The organism is Balneola sp., assembly GCA_003712055.1.
Lineage (GTDB): Bacteria > Bacteroidota > Rhodothermia > Balneolales > Balneolaceae > RHLJ01.
Genome location: RHLJ01000001.1, coordinates 298,068 through 315,366, shown reverse-complemented (window position 1 = coordinate 315,366; position 17,299 = coordinate 298,068). Strand labels below are relative to the sequence as shown.

Below are 17,299 nucleotides of genomic sequence, written 5' to 3'. Positions count from 1 at the left end.
TATAACTACTATAAGACGTAAATAGTTCTATATTAGTTTCACGGTATTAGATATTAATCAGATAATTTAAAAAATTCTACAGCTCACTAGCAGTAACTACATAAAATGCACTTCCAACTAAATCCGTCAGAATTTTTAATTCTTATAGTTGACGATACGGAAACTAACATAAAATTATTATCCCATGTTCTTAGGGGGGAAGGGTTTACACCTATTGTTGCTTTTAACGGTACTGATGCAATTGAACTAATCAAAAGCCGAAAACCTGAGCTTGTTTTATTGGATATTATGATGCCCGATATGACTGGTTATGAGGTATGTAGAATTATAAAAGCCGACGAGAGTTTGAGTTCGATCCCGATAATCTTTTTAAGTGCTCTTTCCGAAACGAGCGATAAAGTAGAGGGTTTTGAGGCTGGCGGAGTTGATTATATTACTAAGCCCTATCAAAAAGACGAAGTTTTAGCTAGAATTCGAACTCATTTAGTTTTGGGTAAACTTCAAAAGGAGCGCGAAGAGAGGATTGAGATCCTAAGAAATAGGGAGCTGGAGCTTCAAGAGCTTAACTCGAAAAAAGATCAGCTGGTAAGAATAGTCAGTCACGATATTAAAAATCCGTTAACTGGAATTGTTGGACTAGCCAATTTGATCAGGAATACTCCAAGTCTTCCTGAAGAAGAAGTAAATAAGATGCTTGGTGTAATGGAATCAAGCGGTAAAAAGTTAATGGATCTGGTAAAAAAGGTTCTCGACTCAGAATCTGAATCCTCAAGCAAAGATAATTTGAAGCTATCTGAGTCATATTTAAATGATCTTGGAGAAAAAGTGATATCGGTTAATCAACCCAAGGCCATCTTGAAAGATATAACATTAAATCTAATTCAAGAACTTGCTGTTCCAAAAGTGATCCTTGACCATACCAAGATCGAAATAGCGCTTAATAATTTGGTGTCTAATGCTTTAAAGTTTACTCCAAGAGAAGGGATTGTAGCGCTTCATATTAATTCGGACCAAGATAAGGTTCTTTTTAAAGTAGAGGATAACGGGGTTGGGATATCTGATAAAATCAAAAATGCCATGTTTGGAGGTCTTGATTCGGGTAATAATCATTCAGATCTAGGAACTGAAGGGGAAGTAGGAACGGGTTTGGGTTTAGAGGTTGTTGAAAAATATGTTAATATGCACAAGGGTAAAGTATGGGTAGAGTCGCAAGAAGGTGCGGGCTCGACTTTCTTTATCGAGCTTCCTATTAATCAATAGTTTAATCTCTACAAGATGATTCAATATACCGTTTTGGTCATTGATGACGATGAACCAATTCATTATATGACTAAAAACTTACTGGGCGGTGAATTTAATTTAGTTCATGCAAAGAATGCTCAAGAGGCCATCGATATCCTGTCTAATACTAAGATCAACCTGATTCTCTCTGATATCCATATGCCTGGCCTTACCGGTTTGGAATTATTGGAATCGGTGAGACAAGATAATGAGAAGAGTCAGATTCCTGTTCTGATTATGACTAACCTCCCAACCATTGAGAAAGAGCAAAGAGCTCTTCAATTGGGAGCCGCAGATTTTATTAAGAAAGAGCTATTTACTTCAGATAGAGACCGAATTCTCGAGCTAGTAAGAATGAAATTGGTTACAAATATCGATGTATCCGATTTAGAGGAAGATCTTGCCGAGAATAAGAATAGATTGGTGATGAAATTAATGGAGAGTGCTCTTTCGGGTTCTTTCTCAGATACAGTTGATGTTTTAAGTACAGAGCTAAAAGCTATTCTTGATTCAAATTTTCTTGGCTTCTGGATAGTTAAAGGAGATAGTTCAGAATTGGTTCATTTTTACGGTGATGAAAAACCTGACGATACAATTGTAGATTCAATTACAACTGAACAATCCTTCCATCATTTACTGGAAACCCAAACACCGTATTTGAGCAATCATATATATAATGAGGAACTGGGCTTTTTTACAGAGTTTTCTAAAGCAAATAAATTGTCTGCCGAAATTGCCGTACCACTCTTCTCTGTGAACGAAAAAAGTCTTTTAATGAACAACTTGAAAGTTCCTGATAAGACAGATCTTTTTGGAGTAATAGTAATTAAACGTAATGTGCTTTTTTCATCAAACGAGTTCTCACTAATATCAAGATTGATAACTCAAACCGGTTCCATCTTGTGGAGGTTATATAAGAAAAATGCAGGGTAATTTTTTCTGGAGGAAGTTTGAAAGTATTGCTTGTAATCGAAGGAACTTATCCCTGGTACAGGGGGGGAGTAAGTGAATGGATTTTTCAGTATCTAAAGCACTGCAGATCATTTGAGTTCAGCATACTTCAAATTGCCACTGATAACTATCGACCACTTTCACTAGATTCTGCATTATATCCAATCCCTGAAAATGTAGTCGATTTTGTTCGTATCCCACCACCAGAATTTAATACCAACTGGTCAAATAGTCTTTTAGATTGGTATAACGAGAGCAGCTCAGAGTTCAATGGATTGATGGAGTCTCATGACCTGATTCATGCTACAAATACGGGATTTGCAGGTTGGCTTAGTACAAAGCTTTCAGAAGAATCTAAACGTCCATTAGTGCTTACCGAACACGCAGTATACTGGCTGGAGGTACAAAAAGGGGCAGTTGCATTAGAATGCGGATATGAGATTCCTGATGACGGGACTTCAAAAAAAGAGATAGAGATTTTATTTCAAGATATAGCTGCTGAGGTTTATGAAAAAGCTGACTATATCATGACGGTATCAGAAACAAATATTCCGCTTCAGAAAAAGCTTGGTGCTAAATCAGTAAGGTATGTACCAAATGGAGTTGATAGTTCCTGGATAATTGATGAGAAAAAAAGAACAAAAAAACCAGTTATAGGTTGGGTAGGGAGGTGTGCAGAAATGAAGAACCCTCTACAATTTTTTGAATATGTTAAGGCCTTTAATTCCGAAGAGTTTGAAGCTGACTTTCTCATGTTGTTAAGTGGAGCAAACGAAGAAGAGCTGGAAAATCAGGTTAGAAGTGAAGCAAAAAAACATCCATATGTGAGGATGGTTTGGAATATGCCGTCCAGGGAATACTATCCTGAAATGGATATACTAATGATCACGAGCCATAATGAATCTCAACCCCTGGTTATGTTTGAGGCACTGGCAAACAAGGTCCTGCCATCTGGTCGTAAAGTGGGTGATTTAACTGATAATTATGGCCTGACTTTTCCTAAATCATACAGTCTTAAATCCATAGTTCAACATATAAAACAAAAATGGAAGGCGTCTACAGAGTTCGAGGATTATGTGACTGAGCGTTATCAAAAAGTTGTTGATGAGCATACTTGGGAATCAATTTTTAGGAAGTACGAAACATTGCTTTCGGATGTGGTTCTAAATGAGGTTTCCGGATGAGCAATGAGAAACCCATTGTATTGTTCGAGACAGAGGGTTCTTACCCATACAGTGGGGGTGGTGTATCAACCTGGGCTCATATTCTTTGCTCTGAGTTGGTTGATACCGTAGATTTATATATTTATACCATTACTGGCCAACCCTTTGTTGAAAGCAGGTATAAGCTTACTGAGAATGTTAAAAAGATTATCCATATTCCGCTTTGGGGGGTAGAAGAACCGGTTCAGTACTACGATAAGGACGAACTTTTTTCTTATCAGATAATGAGGAAGTCCAGAACTACAAAAGCGGTAATCAATGAACAATTCGCTCCTATATTCTATGATTTTGTAGAGACTCTATTTGATCCGTTTCGAGATCCAGACGAGATAAGTGAAATTATCTATGGGATGTGGAAATACTTCCAGGTATATGACTACAAACAAACCATGAGAGAATCTTCTCTATGGTTAAACTTTAAAGATCATCTGATGGAAAGATTCAAGCACATCAAAGATGATCCAAAAGAACCCATGGTTTTTGACGTCACTTTTGGGATGAGGTGGTTATATCATTTTTTGATGCCTCTGGCGGTAAGTATACCTAAAGAAATAGATGTTTGTCATGCAACAATAGCAGGTTTCCCTGCACTCGCATCAATTGTAGCTAAATACGAATATGGCACGCCGAGTATGGTCACCGATCATGGGGTTTATATTCGCGAAAGGCTGATTAACCTTGGACGAGCCGATATGCCTTTCTTTTCAAAACAGTTACTTCTCAATTTGGCAACGCTGGTTACAAGAGCGGTTTACTATACCGCAGATCAGATTTCACCTGTTACTACTGCTAATCAGAAATGGGAAGAAAAATTTGAAGCTGATGAAAAGAAAATATTACCGATTTACAATGGGGTTGATACAAATATCTTTAATCCAACGCTAAAGCCCGCCCACACTGCTGATAAGCCAACGGTAGTAGCCGTAGCTCATATTTTCCCGTTAAAGGATATAGAAACGATGATTAAGACCTGTGATCTGGTAAGGAAGGAAATCACAGATGTTCAGTTTATTGTTTACGGCAGTTTAGATGTTGACAAAGACTATGTTTCTAAATGCGAGGAGCTAATTAAAGAGCTTAATGTTGGAGACCATTTCCGGTTCGGAGGTTTTCATGATAAACCAAGTATGGTATTTAATGAGGGGGATATTTCAATTCTTACTTCTATTTCAGAAGGATTCCCTTATACAGTAATTGAATCGATGAGTTGTCAGCGCCCTGTTGTAGCTACTGATGTTGGGGGAATTAAAGATGCACTGGAAGGTTGTGGAGTTCTGTGCAAACCTAGGGATCCAAGAGCAATCGCTGATGGAGTTATTAAATTGCTAAAAGACACAAATCTCAGGCTGGAGCTAGGAAAAAAATCCAGGGAAAAAGTATTACTTAATTTCACGACTAAGAAAAGTGTCGATTCATACCTGGAGAGCTACAAAAGACTTATGGTATTGCCACGAAATCCTTTAAAGGAATCAATAAAAACAAAGTCAGTGATTGATTTTCTGAATACGTTATCCGAGGAGCCAGAATTAGTTGGGTGACCAAGTAAACATAGAAGTTGGGCCGGCTCCCTTTTTAGAGAGTAAACAGTTACTTGTTTCTCAGGTTCGTGAAATAGTAGACATTCCTATGAGTAGTTGGGCGGTTGCTGCTACAATTGAGTCTCTTGGGATTCGGGATATAGATGCCCAAACGGATTATGGATATCCAAGTGTTTTTGAGCTGGCAGAGTATGTGTACGAACAAATACAAAACCAGATTGCTAATTCAGGTAAAGAATTCAAAAAGAAAAAGCATAGAGTAGGTTTTTTTGAGTCAATTGGGCTTTTTGGTAAACATTATTCAGCAGGTTTAGTTTTATCGATGCCTATGCTGATCCAGATTGCTGCAATTCTGATCTTTGAATATGCATTATGGGCGTGGCTTAGGTTTAATGAAGCTCAGGCAACTGTGATTGCTTTTGGTACAATTGCTTCATTTATAATTACCGGCGGTTTTATCCAGGTAATCGGGCGACTTGTTTCGAAATATAAAGGAGAGGAAAACTATTATTTAGCAGCCCAAGCAATTGTAAAGGTGTTAAGATTTGGAGTTCCGTTTGTTTTGCTATGCGCGCTTATACTGATATTACTGAATGCTGCTTTTCCATTTTACCCGGCAAGCATGCTTCTTCTGTCAGTAGTCTATCTAGTTCTGATTTCTATGCTACTATTGACTGCAGCGGTACTTTTTGCAACAGAATTGAGGTTTATGATTTTGTTTTCAATAACGGTTTCAACCTTTTTAGTAATTGGGTTAATGGAGATAACTTCATTAGGAGTTTATGTAACACAGTGGATTGGGATAATTTTTGCTACCCTCATAATGGGTGGGTATTCATTTTTATACTATCGCATTAAAATCAGAGAGCTTCGACAGGAATTATTAAAACAAACATTACCTAATCAGGAAGTAAGCTACTATAACAACTACCGTTACTTTGTATATGGATTTTGTTATTTCTTGTTTCTATTTATGGATAGGCTTCTGGCCTGGTCAGCGGGGCCACCGCCACCGCCTTACCTAATTTGGTTCAATACTCCATATGAATTAGGGATGGACTGGGCTCTGATAAGCTTCGTTATTACAATAGCCACCCTAGAATACAGCATTCATGCTTTTTCAAAGCACTTAATACCCGCTCAAAAAAATATTTCACTTAATAATTTCAGGATATTCAATAAGTACTTCCGAAGTTTTTACCTGCGTCAACTGTTACTGCTATTCATAATATGCAGTGCATCGGTATTTGCAACCTACTATGGAATTCTCAGTCTCAGAGTATTTGAACAACAGATACCTGAAATCAGGGATTTCTTCGCTAACCCAATTACCTTTAAAGTATTCTGGATGGGGAGTATAGGGTACGTTTTCCTGGTATATGGATTACTCAATTCTCTGTTTTTCTTTACGCTAAATAGGGCGTCATTTGTAGTGTACCCAATCCTTATAGCTCTTTTGATAAATTTTGTAGTTGGCTTTGTTTGTAGCAGATGGTATGGTATGGAATACGCAACGGTTGGAATGTTGGCAGGGGCGGTAACTTTCGCGTTGATTACTTTGTTACTAGCGAGACGGTTTTTTAAGCATTTGGATTATTATTATTACTCAGCATATTAAGGGTATCAATGAAAGATGTTAAGTCATATTTAAACCTGGTAGGCAGTAGAATTGGAAAGGCATTTTCACTTCAGGAGTTTAGTGTTGAAGATGAATTAAAGTTTTGGTCTCATTCAGCAGAGCATATGTCCAGGGCTAAGCCACCATCCTTTAGAGATATTGTTCGATGGATGGATATTCTCTACAAAGCTCCGGTCCATATTGTATACCGGAAGAAAGGTGATGAATTATTCCTGTTCAAAAGATTTGTCAATCTGGAAAACCTGATAGGTAAAGAATCAAAGAGCGATCTTAATGAAAACGAGAAAGAAGCAGTAAGCAGTTTTGAGCAACAGGTACAGAATTTACAGCAAAAGAAAAAGTGGTATCCTGAACTTAACGAACATGGAATTTCTTCAAACTCAGTAGGTAATTGTGAGCACATCCCACTGTATGATGAAGATAGCAATGTATGGGGCTTGTATATAATTGGTCCAAATACCAGATGCCCGGAGGTTATTGTACCTCGAATTTCAATTGTGGGTCGGTTACTGTCAATTTGGTTGAGCAATATTGAGAAAGAGGAAGAAGGCCAGAAGGATGACTATAAAAATAAGATGGGAGAAATCATCTCCGAGTTAGGAAGCGGTGCCCTGAATACAGAGGCTTTATCTCGATTATTATTAAGATATCTCATAAGCTATTGTGAAAGCAGTGGCGGAGCAGTTGTAGAAACTTCAAGGGGTACCATAGATGTAATTTATTCAGAGAATCTGGATGATGATATCATCGGTACCTTACTGAGTGAAAATGAGCTAGCGGTAAAGGGAGAAAAGACCGGTAAAATCACAAGTATTAGTTTAGATAAATTAGGAGCTATTACTTCAATTCATTTCGAAGAGGATGATTCTTCCGGGTTAATTTTATTAAAAGAGCCCCAAAAAAATGAAGAATCATTTACATCAGTAGCTAAGCAATTAGCTCAATTATTCAACTATCGAGATGAGAACGCTGAGTTCTCTAATCATTTGTTGGATACTTATTACCAGATGCTTCGCTCAATTGAGTTACAAAGGGAAACAACAAAGCATCATACTCCTAGAGTTATAGCTTTTGCAGAACGTTTTGCTATGATTTTTGGCCTGGATGATTCAGAAACAGAAATTCTTAAGCTCACTGCCAAGCTGCATGATATTGGATATGTAGGTTCTCTGAGTGTTGAATCCGAAGCTTCTATAGGTTCAGAACTTAGTCATCCATTAACGGGCTATAAATTAATAGATCAGCTTCCAATTCATGATGATGTTAAACAAGGAGTTCTCACTCATCAGGAATGGGTAAATGGTGAAGGAAGCCCTCAGGGATTGGAAGCTTCAGAAATATCATGGACAGGTAAAATTATCGCTGTATTTGAATACATCGTTGAGTTCATTGAATCGAATAAAGACGATACTTCTAAAACGCCTGAAGAGTGGATTGATCTACTATCCCAAAATATTATCGAAAGGGCCGATTTACACTTTGATATGGTTATTGTGCCAACTGTACTTGAGTTGGTTAAAATGATGGGATGGGAGATGTGTATCCAACTAGGAGTAGACTAATCCTATGAGCTGGATTTTAGTGTTTAAGCTTATGTTGATTTCTTTAGTCACCTTAGTTTCCTGCAAATCTTCGATAGAAGTAACCCATAGTGAAAATAGGAGTCCTTTTTCTGCCTTTGGAGTTTCTTACGCTAAAATTACTCCTGAGCAGGTTGAAGGTTATTCGATGGTTATAATCGAGTCGGATTTTTATTCCAAAGCAGAAATAGCACAGATGAAATCTAAAGGGACAAAAGTGCTTGCCTATATTTCCCTTGGTGAAGTAGATACGAATCGTTGGTATTATCCAAAACTGATGGAGGGTGGGTTTTTAGGGAAAAACAAAAACTGGGGAAGTTCTTTTTTAAACCTCGAAGACTCTCTTACAAGATCGATTCTAATTGATCAGGTTCTACCCGAACTGACAAAAAAAGGAGTAGATGGGATTTTTATGGACACTATCGACTCTGTATCTCCTTACACAAGTCGTTCAAGTCTGGCTTCTTATATGGTGGAAATGATTCGTGAGATTAGAAAACGAAATCCAGATTTACTATTGGTCCAGAATGCAGGGCTTTTTCTGTTGGAAGACACATCAGAGTATATTGATGGAGTACTGATGGAAGACATTGCATCAGGGTATAATTTTGAACAAGGAGAGTACTTTGTGAAAGATGATATCAGCTATCATGAGAGACTAAGTCTATTGCGATCTTATTCAACAAGGTTCGATTTACCTTTTTTGGTTCTGGACTTTGCAATTGAAGCAGCAGCAATAAATAAAGTACAATCGCGCCTTGATACCTTAGGTATGCCATATTTCATTAGCAATATTGAGCTAAGTACACTTCCAGTGTATTCCAGTAGAGCTATGTTAAACCCAGGTATGAACTGATGTATTTCTTTCAAGGCATATTTGCAGTTTTTCGAATCATAGTATGTTTCTATTTACTCTTTGGAGTGCTGGCTCCGCTTTTTCTTCCCAAAGTTGAGTCGAAAACAGGTATTGATCGGCTAATGTATTCATGGATTGGTCTTGGTGGATTGATATTGGTTGTTGTTCTGATTCTAACAGCTCTAAACCTTTATGATTTTATTAGCCTACTCGTTTTCCTGTTAGTTATTCCCTTATTGGTTTATTTCGTGCGAGAGAAACAAAAAGGAATGACTTCCTCAGAGGTTTTCATCTCGATTGAAACCAAAATTATTGCTCAGCATGTTCGGTTAATTGAAAGTAGTATATCCATTTGGGATCGATTTCGAGGACGAGCAAAGCTACCCAGCTACTCGCTAAAAGAATCAGCACCTCAATTCGCTGCTTTTCTGATTGCATTTTTTGCAGCGGGAGTAAGGATAATACCAGCGCTTCAAAATTCAGCTCCCCTTAGTCGTACATGGTATTTTGAACTCAGCTCGGTTAAAGCTCTCTCACTACAGCAATATTTTGATGTCATACCGGAACCAAAAGGTATGCATGTACTGGTACATGTATTTAGCACACTTACTCAGGTATCTCCAGAACTGATATTGCATATTTTAGGCGCGCTAACAAGTTTTTTTCTGGCACTTATTATTTTTTGGATGATTAATGTGATCACAAGCAGGGAAAACCCTGTAGCTGCTCTGTTAGGCATGAGTATCTATGCTTTTGTACCCATGTATCTGTCACCCATCATCCTTGATTTGGAAGTGGAAGCCAATTCTATCTCACTGGCCTTATGTTTTGCAATTCCTACCGTAGTTTTCTTCCTTCGACTAATGAGGCAAGGGGAGAATATGATATGGTTTTATATCTGCATGGGTATTTTTGCTACCGCTTTAACAAATGTATTTGTTTTTGTTATGGTGCTCATCCCGATTCTGTTACTAGGATTACTTACCCTGCCCTTAAAATCATTGAAAAAAAGATTGGGTTGGTCTCTGCTTTATCTCATATCAAGTAGCATGCTAGCACTATTTCCATATATACTAGTAAGCACAATCAACAGGATTCCATTACAGGATTTCTTCCAACGAGAGCTTTTCGACACGCTTATCTTCAGTTATTTCCCCAATCTGGTAATGTATATTGATGAGCTGAGCATGTATTACTTCTTGGGAGGATTGATTCTTTTTTTAGTCAACCTGGTACTTTTAAGGCTGAAGGCAATAGAACAGAAACAAGAACTGGTTTTTCTGATTTTGTTCGTGCTTGTTAGTTATATCTACACTCCTTATTTCCCTTTTTCCTACGTATTGGTTGATCCTGATCAACTGAATTTATTCTACGCGTTACTCATCTCCATCTTTTTCGGTTTAGTATTTCTGAATATCACAAGATTATACAAGTTTATATTAAAGGAGAAGCAAAAGGCATACTGGGTAATGAATGTAGGATCCTCGATAGCCTTTATAATTACATTGATTGTCCTACAACAAGGTGTTCTAATAAGCAGGGCATTACCTGCAACACTCCCAAATGGTTTTTTTGAAGCTTATTACCGTATAGTTAATGAAAGAGTACCCTATAGCTATGCAACAGTAAGTCCGGAATTGGATCGGAGGTTGGCCCAGAATCGTCATTTCTTTATGAACTATGAGTTCTTTTTGGATAACTATGGAGTAATAGATTCCCTATATCAACAGTACCTCACGGTACCAAGAGCACAGCGTGATCAAAGAGATGTACCTCCAGCAAGTATTTTTCTATTTCTAGAGAAACCTCCTTATACAGGAATACAGCAAGGTATTTTATTCAATCCTCAAAATACAATGAGTGATATGCAGCAGTGGATTGAAGTGTTTGAAGATTTAGAAGGAAGGAATATCCAAGTGTATTATGAAAGTGATGATGCAATTATTTATGAAATCATAAACCGTGAAAAGGAATCCAGGATAAGCGCTGTTCTGAGAAATATTTACCCTGAAGACGAGCCTCTAAAACCATTTGAAGAAGAGGAGGGAAGTGATTCGGAAGACTAACCTCATAGCTTTTTTAGGAATTGTTTGTTTTTTGTTTGTGAGCTGCCAGTTTGAAGAACAATTCCCAGTTGATTCTTCTAAATTGTTGCAACAGGATCCTCTTGTACTAGTGGTAAAACATAGGCAGGATTCTCTAAGCGGAGTTATTTCCGATCAGGTTACTATTGCGATGCAGTATGCGAAGTTACCTGTCGAGTCTATTGATTTAGGCTTATTAACAGAGGGATTTAGTATAAAGCCTTCAGTCAGATCAATTGTGGTTACTACTGAATTGCTTAGCCAACTTTCGGACCAGGAAATTGAATATCTAACCAGATATGTAGCTCGGGGCAATCAACTTGTTTTTCTTGGGCCACTAGCTTACGATAAGTTCGCATTCCTTCAAGGAATAGTTCCTTTTGCTGATTATTCAACAGATTCTTTAGCTAAAGGAGTTTATTTTTTTGAAGATGCTTTTCCAGTGCATACCGGGAAAAAGTACTTTTTTAGAGCAGAGTTGCCTCACAGGGGGTTAGAAAAAGATCAGTTTATTAAAAGGGTAAAAGTCTTGGCCGGAGCAGGTAATAATCCTGAATATCCTCTGGTTTTGTTAAATGAAATTGGAGCTGGTGAAGTAGTTACGATTAACAGTACGTTACTTTGGGAAAAGCTTTATCGCGGGTTAATATTTTCCACCATTCTGAGAAGTCTGGATGGAGTGCCATATAGTGTTGCAAATGTAAGTACCATATTCTTAGATGATTTTCCAGCACCATTATATAATGAAAAGCTTCCTCCTATAGATACAGAATATGATGTAACACATTCCAATTTTGTACTCAATATCTGGTGGCCGGATATGAAGGCATTGGCAGATACTTTCAATGTGACCTATTCTGCGATGACCGCATTCAATTATAACGCAAATGTAACCCCGCCTTTTGATTTTGAAGAGTGGACTTCAGGTAAAACAGTTGTAGATGGTAGAGAAGTAGATGCGAGTATACGGGTGGCTAGAGATATACTAAATACAAGACATGAGTTAGCATTTCATGGCTATAATCATTTTTCACTTTGGTTGATAGATTGGGATAATGTGAATTTTATGGCCGCTTCTGTTAATGCTGCTCGAAAGCGGTGGCGTATTGATAGGATGGGGCCACTTCCTATTTCCTATGTGCCTCCTACAAATTTCATTGACTCGGTTGGTGTTTCTGCACTCATGAAAGGGATGCCTTCTATTAGGTACCTATCATCTCTCTATTTAGGAGATATTGAATCAGGAGGTGGACGAGAATTTGATTATGAACCCTATTCACCTGATGATAGAATCTTCAATTATCCAAGAATAACCAGTGGCTTTTCAATGGAGGAAAATTCTCTCTTTCAGCAACAAAGCATGCAGCTACTTACAGGTATATGGACTCATTTCATTCACCCGGATGATGTATTTCAGGTGCAGCAAAGAGAAGAAGATGAGTTTATAAGCCGTAACCCTTTAGGCTTAGGTTGGAAATCCCATCCTGTATACAAGTATGGCTTATATCATGTATTCAGGGAACGAATGCTTTGGACTAATGAGCGTTATAAAGGACTAAGATACTTATCAGCAAAGGATGCAGGAGCGATTACAGAAGACTGGCATAACAGTTTCGTGTTTCATGATGTTACTCAATCAGAAAGGGTTCTCATTCCATTTACAACCCCTGGATATCAAAAGAGATCTGAGTTGGAAGCTGGTGATTACTGGTATAGTTATGTAAGTGAAGAAAATAGTTTTGAGTTTGAGGAGAGTTTGGAAAATCAATCTATTGAATATCAAAGGGCGCCACTTTGGGAAGGTAGTTTATATCAGTTTGAATCTTATTTGGATTCTTTGGTTGTACCGAATTATGATCCTGAACAGTACTACGATCCTCAATTTATATCCGCCCAACTTAATGATGTAATTATGAGGAGCAGGAGGTATCAAACCGAGTTCACTGATGAATTTGGTAACTTAATATCCCTCGCACCAGGTGAGGAAGTTTCATGGGTAGATACACGGTTGAACGATGCTATCAAGGCTTATCAAAACAACCCTGAAGACTTTAAGAATCAGGAAGAACTTATCAAATTAAGTATTGAATTTAGCGATGTACGAAGAGCTATTCTGATTTTGGAACGAAGGATGCTTGCGACTTCTACCTGGGTTCAAAACGATATTGATAGATTGTTTACATATTATGGTTGGGACGAATTAGATAATGAAGCTGAAAATTTTCTGGAGCGATTATGGTTGAGGTATGAATCTCAGGAGGTTATTGACGTTAAAAATTTTGCTGTTGAAGAATTAGGTATCTATAACCAGACATTTAATCTGCGCTGGCTGCTTCGAGAAAGGGAGCTTAACCCCAATGATGAAGTATTGTCCATGAGGTATGTTCGCTTTATTGAAAGCCAGGAAAATTGGCCCATCCAAAAACAAGAGCTTAAACGCTTGATTGGTTTATACCCTGAAAGTGATTCTTTGTATGCTTTTACTCTTCAGCGGTCTTTTTACTTTGAATCTTCCGACAGTACCATACAATTACTGGAAAGCTTTCCTAGTTCTAAACATCCTCAGTTGGAGCAATTTGCGAGAAATTTTGCACTCATATATGCTTATGACCTCGGTAATTATCCAATGGCCATGTACTGGGCTGATAAAGCAGACAACTTCAATGAGGAGGAGAAATTGGATTTGCTTTTACAACAAAAGCTTTACTCTGCCTATACTGAAAAGGCGATGTTACTCCTGGATGATAATCCTGAGGATGACAGTCTTCGTGTGAAAATTGGGACTCAACTCTATTACGCTGGGTTTACAGATGAGGGCAAAGATGTGATGTATCCTGTATTTGAGAAGGATCCAAATGGTTCGACAGAGGCACATACACTCATGAGTAATGAGATCTCATTTTTAAGTTATGAACAGAGGAAGCAGCTATATGATGAGTATCCTGCTTTCTTTAATAAGCATGAACATCAAAGACTTAAGACTGAGCTAAGATGGAATGAAGGCCCTAAAGTTTCTGCATTTGGCGAGTATAGAAGTGATAATTTCGACAATAACTTTGGCAGGTTCGGGCTATCAACTCAATTAGGTAATAGACTCACTTCAACACATACCGTTAAGATTGAAGATTTATTCATTGAGAGTGTGTTAAATACTGTTCCGTTAAACTTTGTAGGTCCCGGATATGAGTTCTCTAAAAGTATTATGGATGGATCCGGAGAATTCAAGATTGGAGGAGGATTATTTTTTGGTTCAGAGAACGTGTTATTCGAATCCAGTTCCACAATAAGTACATTCAAAAACAATGCTTTTACTTCACTAACACTTAGTTTTGTTCCGGAGTTAACTGAGGCATCCATCGCAAATAACTATAACCGATTTGGCTTGCAAGGGTATAGAGAAGATACATGGGGAGCTGATCAAAAGTGGGCTACCTCTTTATCAGCTGTTACCTATTACTATACGAATTCAGTGTTCGAATATGAGACTACTGGTAGAGTTCATTTTCAGTCGTCTATAAACCAAATAAGAATCAGACCTATTGCCTTATTATACTGGGCTGATGCAAGTGATAACTTTGTTACCGGGGTTCCGTACTTCACCCCCGATCGATATTTTGAACAAGGTTTAGGTTTTGATTTACGATATCGAGATCCGGATACATTCGACTTTCTCAAAAGACTGGAATTAGAACTCATGGCGAAACATGAAATTAAAGAAGGGGTTTTTGGATCAGGAAGAATCCAATACGATCAAAAGTTTAATAGTTTTTGGAAATTAACGATCGGATCTGAAATATCTTCGAGTAAAATTTATCGTTCAAATCGATTATTTTTTACTCTCTCTTATTATTTAAATAAAAAATCAGCACAATGATGAGGCTTGTCAATAAACATAGCGAATGGATGGTTTTCCTTATTGGCTTGATATTGATGGCAAGTATGAACCCTTATGAACAAGGCACGACCTGGTGTTTACTAGAACATATAGGATTGCCTTTTTGCCCGGGAGAAGGGTTAGGGCATTCGATAGCATTTTTTGCAAGAGGTGAATTGATTAAATCTTTTGAAGCGCATCTTGTAGGACCTTTTGTCGTAGTTGGGCTCATCTGCAGAATTTTGTTTATTTGGAAGAACTTATATCAACAAACTACAATGGATTTAAAGGAGAAAAACTATGTCTGAAGTAATGCTTTATATGCCTGAAGCTCAAGGAGATGAGGGGCTTTACCTTAACAAGCTTTTTAGCGACATGAAGGAAGATGAAATAAGAAAATTTGTGAACGCATATCGAGCTCGCCGGAAAGATCCTCAAATGATACTTATTACTTGTCTGCTTGGCTTATTAGGTTTTGCTGGTATACACCGATTTTTGACTAATCAGATTGGTATGGGCATTCTCTATTTTCTCACCGCAGGGCTATGTATGATTGGAACTATTGTTGATTTAGTAAATCACAAAGATCTAGCATTCCAACATAACCGTGGAGTAGCTCAGGAAATCAAATCCTTGCTATAAGGATTATCTGATTAACGTGAATTCGGGATAGGAATGAGAGTTAAATATTAAAGAGGGTCATTCCGCTGCAAAAACCGGAATCTGGAATTAGATTAGAACCAAGGTTCTACTTTTAAAAGCTAGATTTAGATTCCTGCATGCGCAGGAATGACTTAAAAAGCTACTTAAGTACTTTTATAAAGTTTCCTATCCCGAATTCGCGTTAATTATTTTTTTCCGAGACTGAACACCCTGTTCACATTGAATCCAAGCCGAAAATCACCAGCAAAAAAGTCGGTGGTATTTCTGGCTATCAAGTGTTGCTCAGTAAACCATTGTCCCGACATTAGGAACATTTGGAATACGTGCCCTCCGGTTTCAATTTCATAGCCAATGGCCATATGATTTTCAGTTCCTTCAGTCCGATCTCCAAGAACAGGGATATACTCAAAAGTTAGGGAGTTTCTTACCCCAAGCTTCAGCCTACCCGCAAATCCCAGGGCATAATGAGTATGTTCTGGTTGAGGCTGACCTACCGTTTCAATTACAACGGTATTAAAATGAGAAACCATAGGAGCAATCTGTAAGGTGAATGTATCATTGAATTGTCGGGCTACCATAACCGATGCGAAATAGTTCAGTCGTTCCTGGAGTGTGAAATCATCAAAGATTCTGTTCTTTTGAGTGTTAATTCCCACATCTCCTTTGATAGCTACTTCAACAGGAACTTTGTCCGACTTAAGCTGCCGCATCAGGGTGTACTTAAAACGTAAGTCAACATTGTCCTCAATACTTGTTCTTCCAATACCCACAGATAGTTTATCAGTGATACCGTAATCTATTCCCAAACGAACAGCAGCGCCCTGGTCTAGTCCATAAAAGTCTTCAATTCCACTACTTATAAGCCCGAAATTGTGCATGATCAGGCTATTGAGATTATTGGCCTCCAAATTAGTTACTGTACTTGTGCCCGCTACTGACCCAATCAAAAAGAGTTCATCTACAGGCCCATCTTTAACGGCTCGGGTACGTTGCATTTGAGCGTTCGTTAACTCAATGCCAACGAATAGTATTAGTAGGAGTGATAGACTTACTTTTTTTACAATCATTCGTCAGTTGGTTTAAGTAATGCTTCAATTTCTATTTCCTGATTTTCATCTACTTTAACAAAGAGTAGTTTTGGAGGCTTGATTTCGTAATCCTCAAGGTTAAGGATCCACGCCGCTTTTACAAGTAATCCATCATCTGTGACCGTCAAAGAGCCATCAATTTCAACCTCCTGGGTAATTCCATGGATAGTAAAATTCCCGACTACACTTACATCTTGTTCCTCAGATGACTCAGGATCAAAATCAGTAGTAATGTTTCCAAAGAATTCACCAAAAGGATGCTTATCTGTTTCCAGGGTAAGTTTCATATCCTTATCTCTCTTTCCATTTCCAGTATCGAGTGTTTCCAAGTCCAGGTAAAAATCAACAGACATATCTTCCATCTTAATCATACCGACTAAATTTTCAGAAGTACCAGTAAAATTATGAAGGGGCACTTTGGATTTGAAAACAGCTTTTCCTTCTTCTGTATAATAAGATTGAGCACTGATATTCAGCGAAATCAGAATTCCTGCTAAGAACGTAATTATGACTCTTTTCATG

Annotated in this window: 13 protein-coding genes; 11 read left to right on the top strand and 2 right to left on the bottom strand. The window is 37.9% G+C overall.

The window, feature by feature from the left end:
* Positions 1-105 precede the first annotated feature (105 nt).
* The 11 genes from ED557_01405 to ED557_01355 all read left to right on the top strand — a co-directional run bounded on the left by ED557_01405 (position 106) and on the right by ED557_01355 (position 15,668).
* A complete protein-coding gene (locus ED557_01405; GenBank protein RNC85457.1) occupies positions 106-1,260 on the top strand; it encodes a hybrid sensor histidine kinase/response regulator in 1,155 nt (384 codons plus the stop codon).
* A gap of 18 nt (positions 1,261-1,278) precedes the next feature.
* On the top strand, positions 1,279-2,214 hold the full coding sequence (locus tag ED557_01400; protein RNC86136.1) for a response regulator: 936 nt from the start codon (positions 1,279-1,281) through the stop codon (positions 2,212-2,214).
* A 17-nt stretch (positions 2,215-2,231) separates the two neighbouring features.
* Complete coding sequence (locus tag ED557_01395) at positions 2,232-3,416, top strand: DUF3492 domain-containing protein (GenBank protein RNC85456.1); 1,185 nt, start codon at positions 2,232-2,234, stop codon at positions 3,414-3,416.
* A complete protein-coding gene (locus ED557_01390; protein RNC85455.1) occupies positions 3,413-4,993 on the top strand; it encodes a DUF3492 domain-containing protein in 1,581 nt (526 codons plus the stop codon). Before ED557_01395 ends, ED557_01390 begins: the two co-directional genes overlap by 4 nt.
* A gap of 88 nt (positions 4,994-5,081) precedes the next feature.
* Positions 5,082-6,611 (top strand): hypothetical protein, encoded by a 1,530-nt coding sequence (locus tag ED557_01385; GenBank protein ID RNC86135.1) that lies wholly within the window; start codon positions 5,082-5,084, stop codon positions 6,609-6,611.
* 8 nt (positions 6,612-6,619) lie between these two features.
* Complete coding sequence (locus ED557_01380) at positions 6,620-8,194, top strand: HD domain-containing protein (GenBank protein ID RNC85454.1); 1,575 nt, start codon at positions 6,620-6,622, stop codon at positions 8,192-8,194.
* 4 nt (positions 8,195-8,198) lie between these two features.
* Positions 8,199-9,068, top strand: coding sequence for a hypothetical protein (locus tag ED557_01375; protein RNC85453.1), 870 nt, complete (start codon positions 8,199-8,201; stop codon positions 9,066-9,068).
* Positions 9,068-11,134: a hypothetical protein gene (locus tag ED557_01370; protein ID RNC85452.1), complete on the top strand. Its 2,067-nt coding sequence runs from the start codon at positions 9,068-9,070 to the stop codon at positions 11,132-11,134. The genes ED557_01375 and ED557_01370 overlap by 1 nt, the downstream gene beginning before the upstream one ends.
* Positions 11,118-15,026 carry a DUF2194 domain-containing protein gene (locus ED557_01365; GenBank protein ID RNC85451.1) on the top strand — a complete coding sequence of 1,303 codons (3,909 nt, stop codon included), beginning with the start codon at positions 11,118-11,120 and terminating at the stop codon, positions 15,024-15,026. The genes ED557_01370 and ED557_01365 overlap by 17 nt, the downstream gene beginning before the upstream one ends.
* The gene (locus ED557_01360) at positions 15,026-15,334 is read left to right on the top strand and encodes a DUF2752 domain-containing protein (protein RNC86134.1); all 309 of its coding nucleotides are present in this window, start codon (positions 15,026-15,028) and stop codon (positions 15,332-15,334) included. Before ED557_01365 ends, ED557_01360 begins: the two co-directional genes overlap by 1 nt.
* Positions 15,335-15,347: 13 nt before the next feature.
* Positions 15,348-15,668, top strand: coding sequence for a TM2 domain-containing protein (locus ED557_01355; GenBank protein RNC86133.1), 321 nt, complete (start codon positions 15,348-15,350; stop codon positions 15,666-15,668).
* Between the two features lie 206 nt (positions 15,669-15,874).
* On the opposite strand, the gene ED557_01350 is transcribed toward ED557_01355, so the two are convergent.
* Positions 15,875-16,756: a hypothetical protein gene (locus ED557_01350; protein RNC85450.1), complete on the bottom strand. Its 882-nt coding sequence runs from the start codon at positions 16,754-16,756 to the stop codon at positions 15,875-15,877.
* Positions 16,753-17,298 (bottom strand): YceI family protein, encoded by a 546-nt coding sequence (locus tag ED557_01345; GenBank protein RNC85449.1) that lies wholly within the window; start codon positions 17,296-17,298, stop codon positions 16,753-16,755. Before ED557_01345 ends, ED557_01350 begins: the two co-directional genes overlap by 4 nt.
* Position 17,299: the final 1 nt, after the last annotated feature.